11 protein-coding genes are annotated in these 15,971 nt (G+C 59.0%); 5 read left to right on the forward strand and 6 right to left on the reverse strand.

The features are described from left to right. The first annotated feature begins 146 nt into the window (after positions 1-146). The 4 genes from PHU01S_RS09395 to PHU01S_RS09410 all read left to right on the forward strand — a co-directional run bounded on the left by PHU01S_RS09395 (position 147) and on the right by PHU01S_RS09410 (position 5,944). Complete coding sequence (locus PHU01S_RS09395) at positions 147-1,931, forward strand: sensor histidine kinase (protein WP_127507316.1); 1,785 nt, start codon at positions 147-149, stop codon at positions 1,929-1,931. Next, complete coding sequence (locus PHU01S_RS09400) at positions 1,906-2,652, forward strand: LytR/AlgR family response regulator transcription factor (RefSeq protein WP_049868532.1); 747 nt, start codon at positions 1,906-1,908, stop codon at positions 2,650-2,652. Before PHU01S_RS09395 ends, PHU01S_RS09400 begins: the two co-directional genes overlap by 26 nt. Before the next feature lie 326 nt (positions 2,653-2,978). Next, positions 2,979-4,772 (forward strand): carbon starvation protein CstA, encoded by a 1,794-nt coding sequence (cstA, locus tag PHU01S_RS09405; protein WP_127507318.1) that lies wholly within the window; start codon positions 2,979-2,981, stop codon positions 4,770-4,772. A 254-nt stretch (positions 4,773-5,026) separates the two neighbouring features. Then, on the forward strand, positions 5,027-5,944 hold the full coding sequence (locus tag PHU01S_RS09410) for an aldo/keto reductase (protein ID WP_048747612.1): 918 nt from the start codon (positions 5,027-5,029) through the stop codon (positions 5,942-5,944). A gap of 73 nt (positions 5,945-6,017) precedes the next feature. On the opposite strand, the gene PHU01S_RS09415 is transcribed toward PHU01S_RS09410, so the two are convergent. The 3 genes from PHU01S_RS09415 to PHU01S_RS09425 all read right to left on the reverse strand — a co-directional run bounded on the left by PHU01S_RS09415 (position 6,018) and on the right by PHU01S_RS09425 (position 11,095). Continuing rightward, positions 6,018-7,001 carry an iron-hydroxamate ABC transporter substrate-binding protein gene (locus tag PHU01S_RS09415; protein WP_127507320.1) on the reverse strand — a complete coding sequence of 328 codons (984 nt, stop codon included), beginning with the start codon at positions 6,999-7,001 and terminating at the stop codon, positions 6,018-6,020. 167 nt (positions 7,002-7,168) lie between these two features. Next, positions 7,169-10,300, reverse strand: coding sequence for a galactose-binding domain-containing protein (locus tag PHU01S_RS09420; RefSeq protein ID WP_127507322.1), 3,132 nt, complete (start codon positions 10,298-10,300; stop codon positions 7,169-7,171). A 222-nt stretch (positions 10,301-10,522) separates the two neighbouring features. Then, positions 10,523-11,095: a GNAT family N-acetyltransferase gene (locus PHU01S_RS09425; RefSeq protein WP_246029186.1), complete on the reverse strand. Its 573-nt coding sequence runs from the start codon at positions 11,093-11,095 to the stop codon at positions 10,523-10,525. A gap of 348 nt (positions 11,096-11,443) precedes the next feature. Between PHU01S_RS09425 and PHU01S_RS09430 the strand changes: the two genes are divergently transcribed. Further along, on the forward strand, positions 11,444-12,385 hold the full coding sequence (locus PHU01S_RS09430) for a DUF2167 domain-containing protein (protein ID WP_164763034.1): 942 nt from the start codon (positions 11,444-11,446) through the stop codon (positions 12,383-12,385). Positions 12,386-12,473: 88 nt separating this feature from the next. Here PHU01S_RS09430 and PHU01S_RS27215 read toward each other — a convergent pair whose 3' ends face one another. The 3 genes from PHU01S_RS27215 to PHU01S_RS09445 all read right to left on the reverse strand — a co-directional run bounded on the left by PHU01S_RS27215 (position 12,474) and on the right by PHU01S_RS09445 (position 15,846). After that, the gene (locus tag PHU01S_RS27215; RefSeq protein WP_507763346.1) at positions 12,474-12,641 is read right to left on the reverse strand and encodes a hypothetical protein; all 168 of its coding nucleotides are present in this window, start codon (positions 12,639-12,641) and stop codon (positions 12,474-12,476) included. Next, positions 12,638-13,645, reverse strand: coding sequence for a Gfo/Idh/MocA family protein (locus tag PHU01S_RS09440; protein WP_127507432.1), 1,008 nt, complete (start codon positions 13,643-13,645; stop codon positions 12,638-12,640). The genes PHU01S_RS27215 and PHU01S_RS09440 overlap by 4 nt, the downstream gene beginning before the upstream one ends. Before the next feature lie 437 nt (positions 13,646-14,082). Next, complete coding sequence (locus tag PHU01S_RS09445; RefSeq protein WP_127507328.1) at positions 14,083-15,846, reverse strand: stalk domain-containing protein; 1,764 nt, start codon at positions 15,844-15,846, stop codon at positions 14,083-14,085. Positions 15,847-15,971: the final 125 nt, after the last annotated feature.

A 15,971-nucleotide genomic window follows, 5' to 3' on the forward strand; every position in this document is an offset into this window, starting at 1 on the left:
GTCTCGTAACGTTAGTCTAGCCCAGATAGCGCTCCGATTCATCCTCATTCTTGCTTTTAGAATCGGCATCTCCGCGCCTTCCGCCGTACCGGATGCATTTTTAAGGTATAATCAGGCTCAAACCCATGGAAGCAGGTGAACCCTTCGTGATCCATTTGCTGCCGCTTATGCTCGAGAGGGTCGGCATTCTGCTCATCGTCGTCTTTCTGCTCTCCAGGATGAAGTCGTTCCGCCAGATCATCCACCATGAGCATCGGCTTAAGGAAAAGCTGCTGCTGATCGCCATCTTCGGCGCATTCGGCATCATCAGCAACTATACGGGAATCAAAATCAGCCACGGCGCCATCGCCTCGCAGGCTTGGCAGGCCAATGTCGATTATGAAAGCGCCCTCGCCAATACGCGCGTGCTCGGCGTCGTGCTCGGCGGCCTGCTCGGCGGCCCGCTCGTAGGCTTCGGGACCGGGCTGATCGCCGGCGTGCACCGCATTACGCTGGGCGGCTTCACGGCGGTCGCCTGCGGCGTCTCCACGATCATGGCCGGCTTGATCACCGGCCTGCTCGGAGCCCGGATGCGCCGCAAGGGCAAAAGCATGACCTGGCGCGCCGTCGCCATCGGCATCGTCATGGAATGCGCGCAGATGGGCATCATCCTGCTCGCCGCCCGCCCGTTCGAGCCCGCTCTGGAGCTCGTGCGGGTCATCGGCATCCCGATGATCGTCATCAACGGGTTCGGCACGCTGCTGTTCATGCTGTTCGTGCAATCGATCGTGCAGGAGGAAGAGCGCACCCGCGCGCTCCAGACGCACAAGGCGCTGCATATCGCCGACCAGACGCTGCCGTTCTTCCGACAAGGACTGAGCGAGTACTCCTGCCGCGAAGTGGCGGAAATACTGCTGCGGACGACCCACGCCGACGCGATCTCGATCACCAACCGGCAGCAGGTGCTGGCTCATGTAGGGATCGGCTCGGACCATCATATCCCGATGCAGAGCCTGTCGACGCAGCTCACCCGCAACGTGCTGGAGCACGGACGGCTGCTGAAAGCCAAGACGCGGGAGGCGATCCAGTGCAACCATGAAGGCTGTCCGCTGCAGGCGGCTATCGTGCTCCCTCTCCAGGTGCATCAGCGTACCGTCGGCACGCTCAAGCTTTATTTCACGAATCCGCTCCAAATGGACCGGGTCGAGCAGGAGCTCGCCGAAGGCCTCGGCAAGCTGTTCTCCACGCAGCTGGAGCTGGCGGAGGCCGAGCAGCAGAGCCGCCTGCTGAAGGATGCGGAGATCAAGGCGCTGCAGGCGCAGGTGCATCCTCATTTCCTGTTCAATGCGATCAACACGATCTCGGCCCTGTGCCGCACCGATCCGGAGACCGCGCGCAAGCTGCTGCTGCAGCTTGGGGTCTTTTTCCGCAGCAACCTGCAGGGCGCGCGGCAGATGCTCATCCCGCTGCGCAAGGAGCTGGAGCATGTCGAAGCCTACCTGACGCTGGAGAAGGCCCGTTTTCCGGGCAAATACACGGTCGAGCTGGACATCGACCCTGCGCTTGAAGAGGTGCTCCTCCCTCCGTTCACCTTGCAGCCGCTCGTGGAGAACGCTGTCCGGCATGCGTTCGGACCGCTGAAGGGGAAACGGGTCGGACATGTGACGATCACCGCGTTCCGGGAGGCGGAACGGATGGTGCTGGTCGCGGAGGATGACGGCATCGGCTTCGCCGAGGAGCTTCTCGCGACGGTCGGCAGGCAGAAGGTCAAGTCCGCTTCGGGCACAGGAACAGCGCTGCACAATATCAAGAAACGCATCGAAGAAATCTACCAGGGAGCCGCAAGCTTCGAGATCGCAAGCGGCAGCGGCGGCGCCAGAATCAGAATTGCCGTGCCGCTCAGCCATCATGATGGAGGGGAACAGGATGCTGAAAGCATTTATCGTGGATGACGAGCCGCTCGCCCGCGACGAGCTGGCCTATATTTTGCACCGCACCAATCGCGTGGATGTGGTCGGGGAAGCGGAATCGCTGGAGGAAGCGCTCCAGGGCATACGAAAGACAGAGCCCGATGCCGTCTTTCTCGATATCCAGCTAGCCGAGGAGAGCGGGCTTGAAATCGCGCAGCAGCTGCAGATTTTGGACGCCCGTCCGGAGATCGTGTTCGCCACCGCTTACGACGAGCATGCGCTGCGCGCCTTCGAGCTCAACGCCGCCGACTACATCCTGAAGCCGTACGATGAAGAACGGATCCGCAAGGCGGTGGAGAAGATCGCCGCGCTGCGGGAAAGCCGCCCCAGTAGTCCGGCTCCCGCTCCGCTGCGGCCTCCTTCCGCTCCGGAGCGGACCGGCAAGCTGGCGATCACGGTCGAGGAGCGCATCCTGCTGGTGAACGTCGGCAAAATCCTCTATATCACGGCGGAAGAAGGAAAAACGCTGGTGGTGACCGCAGAGCAGACGTACAAGGTCGGCGAGCCGCTCGTCACCTTCGAGCAGAAGCTGCAGGGAACGCCGATCATGCGCGTCCACCGCGCCTATCTGGCCAATGTGGACGAGATCGAGGAGATCCAGCCCTGGTTCCACTCGACCTGCACGCTGATCATGAGAAACGGAGCCAAAGTGCCCGTCAGCCGGACGTATCTGAAGGAGCTGAAGCAGCTGATCGGGCTTTGAATTCCCTTGCGGAGCCCGTTTTTTTCCTCTAGCGGAGCCCGGCCTGCTGTTGCTTTCCTTTTGCGGATCCCGCTGCTTTTTTTCTTTGCGGATTCCGCTTTGTCGTCCTTTAGCGCAGCCCGCTGCTTTTGCTTTCCTTTTGCGGACCTAGATCTGCCCTTCCTTCACCCCGCCTCCGAACCTCGACGTTCACGATGAAGCCGCTTCCATTCGCTGCTTGATCTCTGCGCCTCAGCCCCGATTTCCTGCGTTTTATCTTGAAAACGGTTTCCAAGACGTTTCTTTTTCTATGCTATAGAATATCAACGTCTTGGGAGGCCACCACCATGAATGCGATTTCAATCGTAATCGGATCCATATGCATGCTCATGATTGCCTATCGATTATACGGCACGTTCTTCACGCGCAAGGTGCTGAAGCTGAGCGACGATACGCCGACTCCGGCGCATACGCTGAAGGACTGCAAGGATTATGTCCCGACGAACAAATGGGTCGCCTTCGGCCATCACTTCGCCGCCATCGCCGCGGCCGGACCGCTCGTCGGCCCGATCCTCGCCGCCCAGTTCGGCTACCTGCCGGGCCTGCTGTGGCTGCTCATCGGGGCGGTCGTCGGCGGCGCGGTGCATGACGCCGTCGTCCTGTTCGCCTCGATGCGCCGGAACGGCCAGTCGCTCTCCGAGGTCGCCAAGCAGGAGCTCGGACCGGTCGCCGGCTTCTGCACCGGCCTCGCGATGCTCTTCATCATCACCATCACGATGGCCGGCTTGTCGATGGTCGTGCTGCATGCGCTGGAGAACAACCCCTGGGGCACGTTCGCCGTCGCCATCACGATCCCGATCGCCATGGGCGTCGGCCTCTTCTACAAGAAGACCGGCAACCTGAAGCTCGCCTCCACGATCGGCTTCATCCTGCTCATGATCGGCGTCTTCGCCGGCCCCTCCATCCAGGACACCATCGTCGGCGACTGGCTGACGTTCGATACGAGCACGCTCTCGGTCATCCTGCCGATCTACGCCTTCTTCGCCGCCGCCCTGCCGGTCTGGCTGCTGCTCGCCCCTCGCGACTACCTGAGCAGCTTCATGAAGATCGGCGTGTTCATCGCCCTCATCGTCGGCGTCTTCATCATCAATCCGGCGATCCAGTTCCCTGCCGTGACGGAATTCATCGGCGGCGGCGGACCGATCCTCGCCGGGCCGGTATGGCCGTTCATCTCGATTACGATCGCCTGCGGCGCGATCTCCGGCTTCCATGCGTTCATCGGCTCCGGCACGACGCCGAAGATGATCAACCGCTGGAGCGACATCAAGCCGGTCGCGTTCGGCGCGATGCTCGTCGAATGCCTTGTCGCCATCATGGCGCTGATCGCGGCTACGGCGCTGCAGCCAGGCGACTATTTCGCCATCAACTCCAAGCCTGACGTATTCGCGACGCTGGGCATGAGCACCGTCCATCTGCCGGAATTGAGCCAGGAGATCGGCCTTGATCTGGAAGGCCGCACAGGCGGCGCGGTGACGCTCGCCGTCGGCATGACGTATATCTTCACAAAGATTCCATGGTTCGAGAATCTCGCTCCATATTTCTTCCAATTCGTCATCATGTTCGAAGCGGTGTTCATCCTGACGGCGATCGATGCCGGCACGCGCGTCTCCCGCTATCTGATCCAGGACTTCTTCGGCGAGCTGTACAAGCCGCTGAAGCGCGTCGACTGGATTCCCGGCACGATATTCGCCAGCGCGCTCGCCTGCTTCATGTGGGGCTATCTGCTCTTCTCGGGCGACATCGGCTCGGTATGGGCGCTGTTCGGCGTCTCCAACCAGCTGATGGCCTCCATCGGCCTCATCATCGGAGCGACGGTCATCCTGCGGGTAGCCGACAAGCGGCGGTATATGCTCACCTGCCTCATCCCGCTCGCCTACCTGTTCGCCACCGTCAACTACGCGGGCTACTGGATGGTCAAAAACGTCTACCTGAACCCGGACGCATCCGGCTACAACGTGCTCAACGCCGTGCTGTCCATCATCATGCTGGTGCTCGGCATCATCATCATGTTCACGGCGGCGCGCAACTGGATCAAGACGTTCAACCATCCGCGGGCTCGGCTGGAAACCTTTTCTTCTTAGCTAATCTTTTGATCTTCCCTGTAACGGTCCGCAAACAAGGCATTCCAGAGCCATCTGGGATGCCTTGTTCATGGCCGCTTCATGGCCGCCTTATTGGCAAAGCCGGCAGACGCCTTCCTCCTCCTCCACCTTGCTCTCGTCCTTATCCGTGAACACGTGTTGAAAGCGGATTCCGCATGTGCCACAATAGAAGCATATCGTAATTTTTGGCTAGCCCTTATCCGTACATACATCCACTTAGGAGGTTTATATCTATGAGAACGATTCCACTCGGAACAAGCGGTCTTGAAGTTCCCGTCGTCGCCGTCGGCTGCATGCGCATCAACTCGCTGGACAAGCCCGAGGCTGAGCGCTTCGTCCAGACGGCGCTTGAGCTCGGCGCCAATTTCTTCGAGCATGCGGACATTTACGGCGGAGGCGACTGCGAGGAAATCTTCGCGGAAGCCGTCCATATGACGCCGAGCGTGCGCGAGAACCTCATCCTGCAGTCCAAATGCGGCATCCGTCCCGGCATGTTCGACTTCTCCAAGGAGCATATCCTGAATTCCGTCGACGCCATCCTGAAGCGCCTGAAGACCGATTACCTGGACACGCTGCTGCTCCACCGTCCGGATACGCTCGTCGAGCCGGAGGAGGTCGCAGAGGCGTTCAACCTGCTGGAGAGCTCCGGCAAGGTCCGCCACTTCGGCGTCTCCAACCAGAATCCGATGCAGATCCAGCTGCTGCAGAAATATGTAAAGCAGCCGATCGTAGCCAACCAGCTGCAGCTGAGCATCACGAACGCCACGATGATCTCCCAGGGCTTCAACGTCAACATGGAGAACGCTTCGGCCGTGAACCGCGACGGCAGCATCCTCGACTTCTGCCGTCTGCATGACATCACGATCCAGCCTTGGTCGCCGTTCCAGTACGGATTCTTCGAAGGCGTCTTCCTCGGCAGCGACAAGTTCCCCGAGCTGAACAAGCAGATCGACGAGGTCGCGGCGAAGTACGGCGTCAGCAACACGACGATCGCCGTCGCCTGGATTCTGCGCCATCCGGCCCGCATGCAGCCGGTCATCGGCACGATGAACATCGAGCGTCTGCAGGACTGCGTCAAGGCCGCCGACATCGCTCTCACGCGCGAGGAATGGTACGCCATCTTCCGCGCAGCAGGCAATATCCTTCCTTAAAAAAAAAAGCAAAGAGCGAGCCTCCAACCATCGGCGATGGTTGGAGGCTCGCTCTTTTTCATCCGTTCAGGCTTTATTTCAAAAAGCCTTCCTTGAAAATGGCCAGCAGATGATCCAAGGTGATCGGATCGCTGTAGCTGGACTCTTCCGTCTTGATCGTGATGACCCGGTTTTTTTCGACCGCCGGAATGCTCTTCCACGTCTTGGTTTCGAAAATCGGGTTTTCGACTCCAGCCATCTGGCTGAGGACGATCCAATCGCCCGCATAATCCGGCACCTTTTCGCTCGAAAGGGTATAGTAGCCGGGACCAAGGGCGTCTTTCTGGACCGATTCAGGCATGCCGAGTCCCATCGCCTGGTACAGAATCTCCGTCCCGCGGGCCCAGTTGTTGCCGAAGACATAGAAGCTCTTGGCGTCGTATTCAAGCACCGATACCGTCGCATTGTCGCCGATCTTGGCCTTGATTTCCTTGCCGGCCTCGGCGGCGCGCGTCTTGAAGCTGTCGATCCACTCCTGGGCTTCCTTCTCCTTGTTCAGGAGCTTGCCGATCTCCAGCTGCTGGTTCAGGTAATCCAGCTTGCCCCAGGTGTAGACGACCGTAGGCGCGATTTCCTTGAGCTTGTCGATGTTTTTCGTCTGAGCGCCGGCCACGATGAGATCCGGCTTCAGCTCGATGATCTGCTCGAGGCTGTCCTCGGATACGACGGCGACTCCCTGCAGCTTGTCCTTGAACAGCGGGTCTTTCCCCGTCCATTCATCGACGCCCACCAGCTTGCCGTCCATGGCAAGGATGTTCGGCGCGTTCGTCAAGCCGACGATGCGCTGCGGATTGGCCGGAACCTCCACCGGACCGGTCTCGGACTCGTAGGTGATTGTCCCGGAAGCCTCGTCGAGCGCAGGCGATGGAGCCGGAGACGCGGCGGGAGCTTCGGAGGCAGCAGGCGTGCCGCCGCTGTTCGCAGCCGTATTGCCGTTGCTGCCGTTATTTTTGCTGCCGCAGGAGGCCAGCGCCACCGTCAGCAGCAGAAGGACGGATATGAACATCCACTTTTTCATTGAAATACCCCTTTTTGTCCAATCTTTTGATAATGATTATCAGTATCACCCTTTAAACTATAGAGGCAGATAGAAGGCTTGTCAATCGGGAACGTCTGCTTGTTGCGATTGCCGACCGCCGAAAAAAAGACCCCTTCTCCGGAATGGAGAGGGGTCTTGGTAGATCTTTACCAGTTGTTGCCGGAACCGGATACCGTGAAGCTGGAGGAAGTGTTGAGGAACTTGCCGGAAGGAGCTCCGTTCACCGTATTGTTCGTAAAGGTGGACGCGCCGGTCGCCGAGCCCCTCACATAGAAGCCGTAAGTGCCTGCATTCGTAATCGTATTGGAAGCGTACGTCACGGATACGCCCGGAGCCGGCTCTTCGATGAAGACGCCGGAGTAGACGCTGTCCTGAATCGTATTGCCCGATACGGTGACCGTCAGGTTTTGAGCTTTGCCGCTGTTGCCGACCCAGTAAGCCCAGATCGCGCCGATCTGATAGCCGTAGTCCTTATGGTAGGAGCCCGCTCTCAGCAGCATGTTGTTCTGGACCGTCAGCGTGCCCGTCATGGACGGAGGGTTGAAGTTCGTGCCGAAGGAGATGCCGGAGCCGTTCACGACGGTATCCGTCACCAGATTGCCGATGACCTTGTTGTCCTTGCCGCCGTAGATCGCGATGTTGTTCGCCAGCGTCGGAATCTGGACCGTGTTGTAGCTGAACGTGTTGTTCGTATCCAGATAGGTGTCCGACCACATCGCCATGCCGTCGTCGCCGCTATTGCGGATCGAGTTGTTGCTTACGGTCGTATTGCTCGTGCCGTAATGCAGGTTGATGCCGTCCGCCCATACTTGGCGGATTCGTGAATTCGTGATCGTGGCGGCATTGGTCTGGTTCGTCAGCCAGACTCCGACCTTGGCATGCTCGATCCACAGATTGGAGATCGTCGAGTTCGTTCCGTTGCCCTCCACGCCCGTCACGCCGTTGTAGTCGTCGCGGATGAAGTCGTTCGCGCTGAGCTTGAAGTCCGACAGCGTGACGTTGCCGCCCCGCAGGTAGATGCCCGCATAGCTGCCGGATAGGGTGGAATACCAGACGCCGGCGCCCTTCATCGATACGCCGCTGTCCAGGTACAGCCTTGTGCCGGTTCCGTTGTAGCCGGCTCCCTTGGTCCCGTTGTTGAGCGTGAAGGTTCCCGCCGGAATCCAGATGCCTTTGTAGGTTCCGCCCGAGTTTTTGACTGCATTGATGGCGTTGTTGATGGCCGTCGTATCGTCGGCTCCGTCGTTCGCCGCCGCGCCGTAGCTCGTGATGGACACATAACCCGCAGGCATCGACAAGGCGGCCGGAATCGCTTCCGGCTCGATCAGGTCGACCGTCACGTTCGCCGTCGCGGCGAAGTTCAGGTTGGAGGCGTTGCGCTGCAGCTTGATGACCGTGCCGGCCGGATACGATTTGTCCAGCTGGACGGATACCTCGTCATACATGTGATGCGGGGTGTTTGGAGTCGCATTCGGATTGTTGGACCAGCGGATCTCCCCGCCTTCCGTGCCGTAGGCTCCATAGATCCAGCTGTACTTGGATGTCAGGCCGACGTCCTTGATCAGCGTTCCGCCGGCATACAGGCTGATCGCGGAATCGATGCCCGTTCCGGCCGCGTTGTCCGGGATGGAGTAGCGGATCGTCAAGCCTTGGGCGGCTTTGTTCAGCGTGAACTGCACGTACTGGCCGGCAGCGGTCAGCTTGACGGCTTTCCTGCCCGAAGCTTCGGAGGCGAGATCGCCGAAGGCAGTCGAAGGTCCGACGATCGTGCCCGTGTAGGACGCGCTTTCCGCTTCATAAGCATCGTACGGCATCGAAGCTCCATAGGAGCCCGGGGACGGCGTCGGTGTCGGCACCGGCGTCGGCGTCGGCACGACATAGGCGATGTCGATCTTGTCCAGGTTCACGTTGCCGGTATCGGTCGCATCGTATTTGTACATGATCGTATTGCTGCCGGCGTTCAAGGCGACCGTATCGGTCTTGGAGGCCCAGGTGTCCCAGTTCGCCGTCGCGGCAAGGGAAGTCTGGGCAGCCTTGGCTCCGTTCACGTAGATGCTCAAGGACTGGACAGCCGTCGAGCCGTTGGCGTAACGCAGCGCAACGGTGTAATTGCCCGCGGTCGCCGCGCTCACGTTGAACCTTGCCGATGCATTGCCTTTGTTGGCATCGGTGAAGCCTCCGACAAAGCCGGTGCCGCTGTAGCCCGTGTGATCGCTCGCCACAGCCGCTCCTCCGGACAGCGTCGCCGTTTCGGCTTCATACGTTCCGGCCGGTGTCGGCGTCGGCGTTGGCGTCTTTGTTGGTGTCGGGGTTGGCGTTGGAGTTGGCGTCGCTGTCGGCGTAGCGGTTGGCGTCGGCGTCGCCGAGCCGGATCCGTACACTTCGACTTCGCTCAGCTGGCCTCCGGTCGAGCCGGTATTGGCCGTCACGTTCACCCGCACATAGCGGGCCGAGACTGCCGTGAAGGTGATCGTTGCCGTGTTGGACGATGAAGGGTCGAAGGCATACGCCTTGGACGCCGCAAGCGTGACATAGGAGGAGTTGTCGGAGCTGCCCTGCACGGAGAGCGTCTCGGTCCTCGCCCCCCAGGAAGGAGGAAGCTTGAGCACAACCTTGCCGATGCTTTGCGCGCTGCCCAGATCCACGGTCAACGTGTTCGGATAGGAATTCGCCGCTCCTTCATAATAGCTGGAGGCATTGCCGTCCGTAGCATTGGATGCCGGGAAGCCCGAGAACGTATTGTTGGCCGTCGCGGCTTTGTTCAGCGCCAGATTGGCGCCCGGGGAAGCATCGACGGCGATGCTGTCGATATTGACGTTGCCCGTATCTGCCGCGTCGAATTTATAAGCGATCGTATTGCTTCCCGAGTTCAGCGAGACGGTTTCGGTCTGGGTCGACCAAGTATTCCAGTCCGCCGTCCCGGCAAGCGAGATTTGCTTGATCTTAGACCCGTTCACATACAGGCTCAGCGTTTGGTTGCCGCCGGAGCCGTTGGCATAACGGAGAACCGTCGTGTAGCTGCCTGCGGATGAAGCGCTTACAGTAAAAGTAATGGAAGCTTTGCCTTTATTGGCGTCGGTCAATCCTCCGACAAAGCCCGTGCCTGTATAACCGGTATGATCGGTCGCCTTCACGGCGCCGCCGGCCAGCGCGGCAGACTCGGCTTCATATATTTGCGGAGCTGCTGAAGCGCCAGGCGCAAAAGGAATTTGCAGAATCATCAAGGACAACGCCAGGAACAGAGCCAGGAATTTGCCCGTTTTTGCATTCGATCTCATGTTATTCATACCTCCGTATGATTTAGTCTGAAGCGGAACTTGCTTAGCCCTCCTTCTCGTTCGGAATGCATGGCGGTCAGGCGCGCTTTCACCCCCATTGTAGCCAGCCGGGCCTAGGCAGGCCACTACATTGATGACCTATAAAGCCATTATTGTGACAACGGTCTGGACGGAACAAGCAAAAGAGCCCTTCCCCCTTATAGGGAAGAGCTCCTTGCGTGGCTATTGACGGCGACCCTGGAAGCTTTCCTTCGAAAGCACATGCATTCTCTCTCCATTGCAGTTCCCGTCATCGCCGTCCAGTCCTTCGAGAATATGGCTGAAGGAGAAGCCGAGCTTCTCGAGCACCCGGAGCGACGCGGCGTTGCGGGGATCGGCCTTGGCATGCAGCCGGTCCAGCCCGATCGTGTCGAATCCATAGGCCGCCAGCGCGGCAGCCGCTTCGCCCGCATATCCCCGGCCCCAGTCGCTGCGGCGGATCAGGTAGTACAGCTCCTTGTCCGGGCGGCTGAAATCAAGCTCCCCGATTCCGCACCAGCCGACCATTTCGCCGGACGACTTGGCGATGATGGGGAACGAGTATTTGAAAGGCCCTTCGAACCGATCCCCGTAACTGGCCAGCAGCCATTGGAACAGCTCTTCGTACGGCTCCATGGGCAATACGTCCATATGCATGTACGTCAGCAGCTCCGCATCCTGCATCAGCTCGTAGGACTCCAGCAGGTCGCTTTCCTTGTAGGGACGGATGATCAGACGCTCCGTTTCCAGGCGCATCGCACATAAGATTTCATTCACTTGTATTCATCTCCCGGTCTGATGTATTCATGCCACAACAGCCTAGAGAAAGGAATTCGGCACGCAGGTCAGCACCCTTCGGATTTTAGCCTAAGCTTACGAGGCAGCAAATAGGAAAGCAAGGGACTATTTCGATATAGCCATTCGTTAGGGTACGGAAAATCTCCTATGGTCTCCTCTTATTCTCCGAATAAAATTATCCCGATGTCGATTTACGTTTTCCTTCTATTTTGGAAATTTTGATTTGATTTCCCAATATTCCTTTAATTCTTATTAATGTTCTACTAAACTGTTTCAAGGTAAGTAAATAAGGGGCGTGCAGATGGAATGAACGGAAAGGCATCAAGCATGAAGAAATGGATGTTGCCTTTGGCTCTGGCCTTGTCCTTGACGGTGCCGGCAGTGGCTTCCGCAGAGGGAGAGCTGAACTGGATCGAGGGCAGCGGCCAGCAGGTCGAGCTCGGAGACGGCCTTGCTCAGCTGAAGCTTGGCAGCGGATACGTCATGCTGAATGCGGATGACACGCGGGCCTTCCAGAAGAGCAACGGGGGCGTTCCGAACGGCAGCGAGATCGGCTCGGTCTTTCCGGCGGATAACGACAGCTGGGCCGTCTTCTTCGATTACGACGATGTCGGGCACATCTCGGATGAGGACAAGAACAGCATCGATGCCAAGGAGCTTCTCAAGAGCTACAAGGAAGGGACCGAAGAAGCGAACAAGGAGCGCGGCGAAGCCGATTGGCTGTTCGTCGACGGCTGGGAGAACGAGCCCCATTACGACGAGAAGCTGCATAACCTGACCTGGACTCTGAGGGCGCATGACAACGACCAGGAGACGATCATCAACGACAACGTCCGCTTGCTGACGCGCGAAGGCTATATTTCGGCTGTTCTTGTTTCCGATCCGGAGCATCTTGCTGCGGCACGGGAGCAGATGGAGGCGGAGGTGCTCAGCGTGTTCACGATCCAGGAAGGCAAGCGCTACGAGGATTACGTGGAGGGGAAGGACAAAAAATCCAACTACGGCCTGGCAGCTCTGGTCGTCGGCGGCGCAAGCCTCGCGGTGGCCAAAAAGGTCGGCCTGCTTGCGCTCCTCGTGGTCGGCATCAAGAAATTCGGCGTCATCCTGATCGCCGCGCTCGCGGGAGCCTGGCGCTGGATGCGGGGCAAGAAACAGCAGGCCGCAGCCAGGACCGTTGAGCAGGAAAACCGGCCGGCGGAGCAGGCCGGGCTGGCGGAAGCGCAGCCGGGACCGGATCCAAGCATCAACAGAGACACGCCGAGCCTTTGATCTTGCCGAGCCTATATAAGCGACAAAAAAAAGGAAGCCCCTCGAAGGCTTCTTTTTTTGGCGCTTGCTGCAGCCTGCTTTTTTCACCTTATGGCGTTGTGGATGCGCGCTTCCGTGTCCCCCGGGTTTTCAAGCGAATCATACTGTTCGAATTCGTCTTGGCCGACACCTCGAACCGCTCCGCCATCTCTCTGGCGCTCACCCGTTTGCGGCTCAGCAGCAGAACGGTAATCGCCAGAAGGCGGTCGACTTTCATCGACGGGCGATATACAGCGGGCCCAGCTCGACGGTCGAGCCGGCGGATTGGCGCAGCGCTTCCAGCACGACCTGGGCGTTGTAGCCGTCCGCGAAATCATAGACGAGCGCATCTTCGCCTCTCAGCGCCGCGATGACCTGCTTCAGCATCGGGAGCGGGCTTGCAATCCCGTCGTCGGTATCGACTTCCTGAAGGCTGTCGACGGAAACCCCGCTGTACAGATGCTGCCAGTTTTCCAAGGCGATGACGCCTTGGGAACCATGCACAACCATGGAAACCCGCTCCTCGCCGGGCAGGCCCGTGCTTCCGCTTAGGGCGATCGGAATCCCGCTCTCCAGGGTCAGCGTCGCTTCGGCCCTATTCTCGGACAAGGCGCTGTCGGCCGGATAGGAGACCTTGCTGCTCAGCCGGGCGATTCGGCCGAAAATTTGCTGGATCATATGGATCCAATGAATGCCGACTTCAAGCAGAAATCCGCCCTGCTCCCGGGTCGCGACCCATCCGTTCTGCTGCCAGGCCCTCGGCCACTGCGGGAACTGCAGGAACAGCTCGATTCTCTCCACAGTCCCGGCCGCGCCATCCTCCAGCAGCTCCTTGAGCTTGAGAACCGGGGGATCGAGCGGGAACGAGAAATGCACGGCGTTCACGAGCTCCGATCCTGCCGCCAGCTCCGCCATTTCGCGGGCTTCCTCCAGGCTGTTCGCAAGCGGCTTCTCGCAGAACACATGAATGTTCTTCTCGAAAGCGGCTGTCGCCACCTCATGATGCATCGCCGGCGGGACGGCGATGTACAGCAAATCGATGCCGCCCTCATCCAGCATGATGCGGTAATCCGCATAAGTCCTTACCCCGCCTGCGCTGCCCAGGATGTTGTCGATCGCAGCCGCGTTCGGGTCGCATACCGCCGCCAGCTCGATAGCCTCCGGAAACCCGGGAGCCTTCTGAACAATCATATTCCTTCCCATTACGCCCAGACCGATGACGGCCAACCTGATTTTATCCATGCTCCGCTCCGTTTCTTCGTTCAAGAATGATAATCCCGCCCAGGGTCTGCCACTGCGGACAGCCTATGGATAAAGAAAATATACCACGGATGGCAGGGCAAAAAAGAGAGGGAACACGTTCCCTCTCTTCAGCCGACGATATCGGACCGCCTCAGCCCATCAGAAAATCCGGATCGGCGAAGCTCGGGTTTTGGATACTTATAGAATATCGGTCCATACGGGCTCCTCCACAGAGCAAGCCCGCGCTGGATGCCCCGGCTCAAATGAATGACGGCCGCGTTCTTCTCCCTATCCGCCGCTGCTGGCGGACAGCTCGCAAGAAACCAACCGGCAGTTCCGGCTTAAACGGACAAAGAAGAGAGGCCGAGGCCTCTCTTCTTGCTGTGCGCGCATGGACAGGAATGGGAGCTCTCGCGGGCAGCCAAAACGCCGGCCGTTCATTTCACCGCGTAAATTCCTTCCTTGTAGGTCATCGAGTACACCATGCCCTCCTCCGTCAGAATAGCGCCGGCGATATTGTCTGGGGCTACCCGCACCTGCCTGCCGTCGGGATCGACCCGATAGATGCCGGGCTCGTAACCGCCGGACAAATAGTAGACGCCGGCCGCACCCGTATAGTACGAGCTTATGGGCTGAGCCGTCAGCTTCGTTTCCTTGCCGGAGGCAAGGTCGTACCGGAACAGCTCTCCGGGATCGTAGTCGCTGCCGGCCGGATTGACCTTGTAATAGATGGCTCCAGAGGCGAACTGGATCTGTGCCGCCTTGCGGCTGACCAGCGTCTTGGCGCCGCTCCCGTCCATCCCGGCGGACATGACATGCCCGGTCTTGGCTTCGACGTAATAAATCCGGCTGCCTTCTATCCAGAACGAAGCGGCCGGGCCCGTCAGCTTGGTCTGCGTCTGATCTCCCAAGCTGATTCTGTACACGGCGCTCTCATCCGCCCCGTCGCTCGTCTTGTAGCCAAGCGCATACAGATAGCCGTCCCGAGCATACATGCTGCCGACGTCCGAGTACCCGGGACCTTGCCCGCTGGTCGTCCGGTTGATGAGGTAGGCATATCCCGGCTGCCCGAACGGCTCCTTCTTGCCGGTCTTCAGATCCACCCGGCTTAGATTGCCTTCCGGCTTGGCCATCGGATCGGAGTCGGTCAGGTACACAGCTTCTCCCGATTTGACGTAGTGGACGATGCTGCGGGCGTCGGCCACCTTGGCGATGGTCCCGTTATCCACCCGGTATAACGTCTCCGATCCCACCGTCAAGTCTCCTGTATGCAGGATGATGTACAGGTCGTTATCCATCCTCTCGATGCCGGCAACCCAGCCATTCTCAGGCTTCCAGGACAGCAGCTTGGCAACGGTGGCGGATTGTCCCGAGGCAAGGTCGTACGCTTGCAGCTCTGCCAGCTTGTTAACGGTAGTGACATAATACAGCTTTTGCCCGATGACCTTCGCTTGATCGAAAACCGGACTTCCCGCCAGCTCAATGGCCGCCTCTTTCTGACCGTCTGTTTTGCGGTACAGCTTCTCCACGGCTCCGCTTCCGGTATAAATGCGCTTGAAGGAATACGAGGTATTGCCATGCCGGGCGAGGGGAACCGTGTCGCCATAATTGATCGGCTTGCGGGTGTCGGCCAGCTGTTCCTTGACCTTGTTCTTGACCGCCTCCGTACCGGCGGCCTTCCAATCCACGGCATTGTCTCCGATGAGAATAAGGCCGTCATGCCAATCGATCTGCTTGCCGATCGCTTCCGCCGCGCTTCGGAGCGGCAGCATGATCTGTCCGTTCACCTTCTCCGGCGCCGCATCCATGACGCGGACTTCGCCATTCACAGTCATCGAGGTGCTGTTGACGGTGAACTTGACCGTTCGTTTGAGCTTGCTGCTGTGGAGAACGACCTCATTCGGCTTCTGCTGCTGCCAATTGGCTTCCCAGCCCTGCTGGAGGTCTGCCTGAGTCGCAAGATAGCTCATCAGGCGGATCGGCACCAGGACGCGCCCATTTCTCTGAGCCAGCTTGAAATCGGTGTAGACGTCCGTCTTCTGTCCACGGATGAATGCTTTGTTCTGATAGTCATAGGGAAAGACAATCATATTCCCGAACGCTTCGGGCAATGGCTTGGCAGCTTCCGCCGCATTCGCCAGAGGGGCCAGAAGGCTCAGACAGAGACTTGACGCCAGTAGAACCGAGGCTGCTTTCTTCATGTCGGATTCTCCTTATAGGATCAGGTTAGGATCTTCACTATAGACGCGCCAAGCAGGAATATGTTTCCATTTATTCGATAGGTATTTGGCCAAGCGCCTTCCCCACGCCTTTCATAGAATGAATG

This window comes from Paenibacillus humicus NBRC 102415 (assembly GCF_004000905.1).
Taxonomy (GTDB): domain Bacteria; phylum Bacillota; class Bacilli; order Paenibacillales; family Paenibacillaceae; genus Paenibacillus_O; species Paenibacillus_O humicus.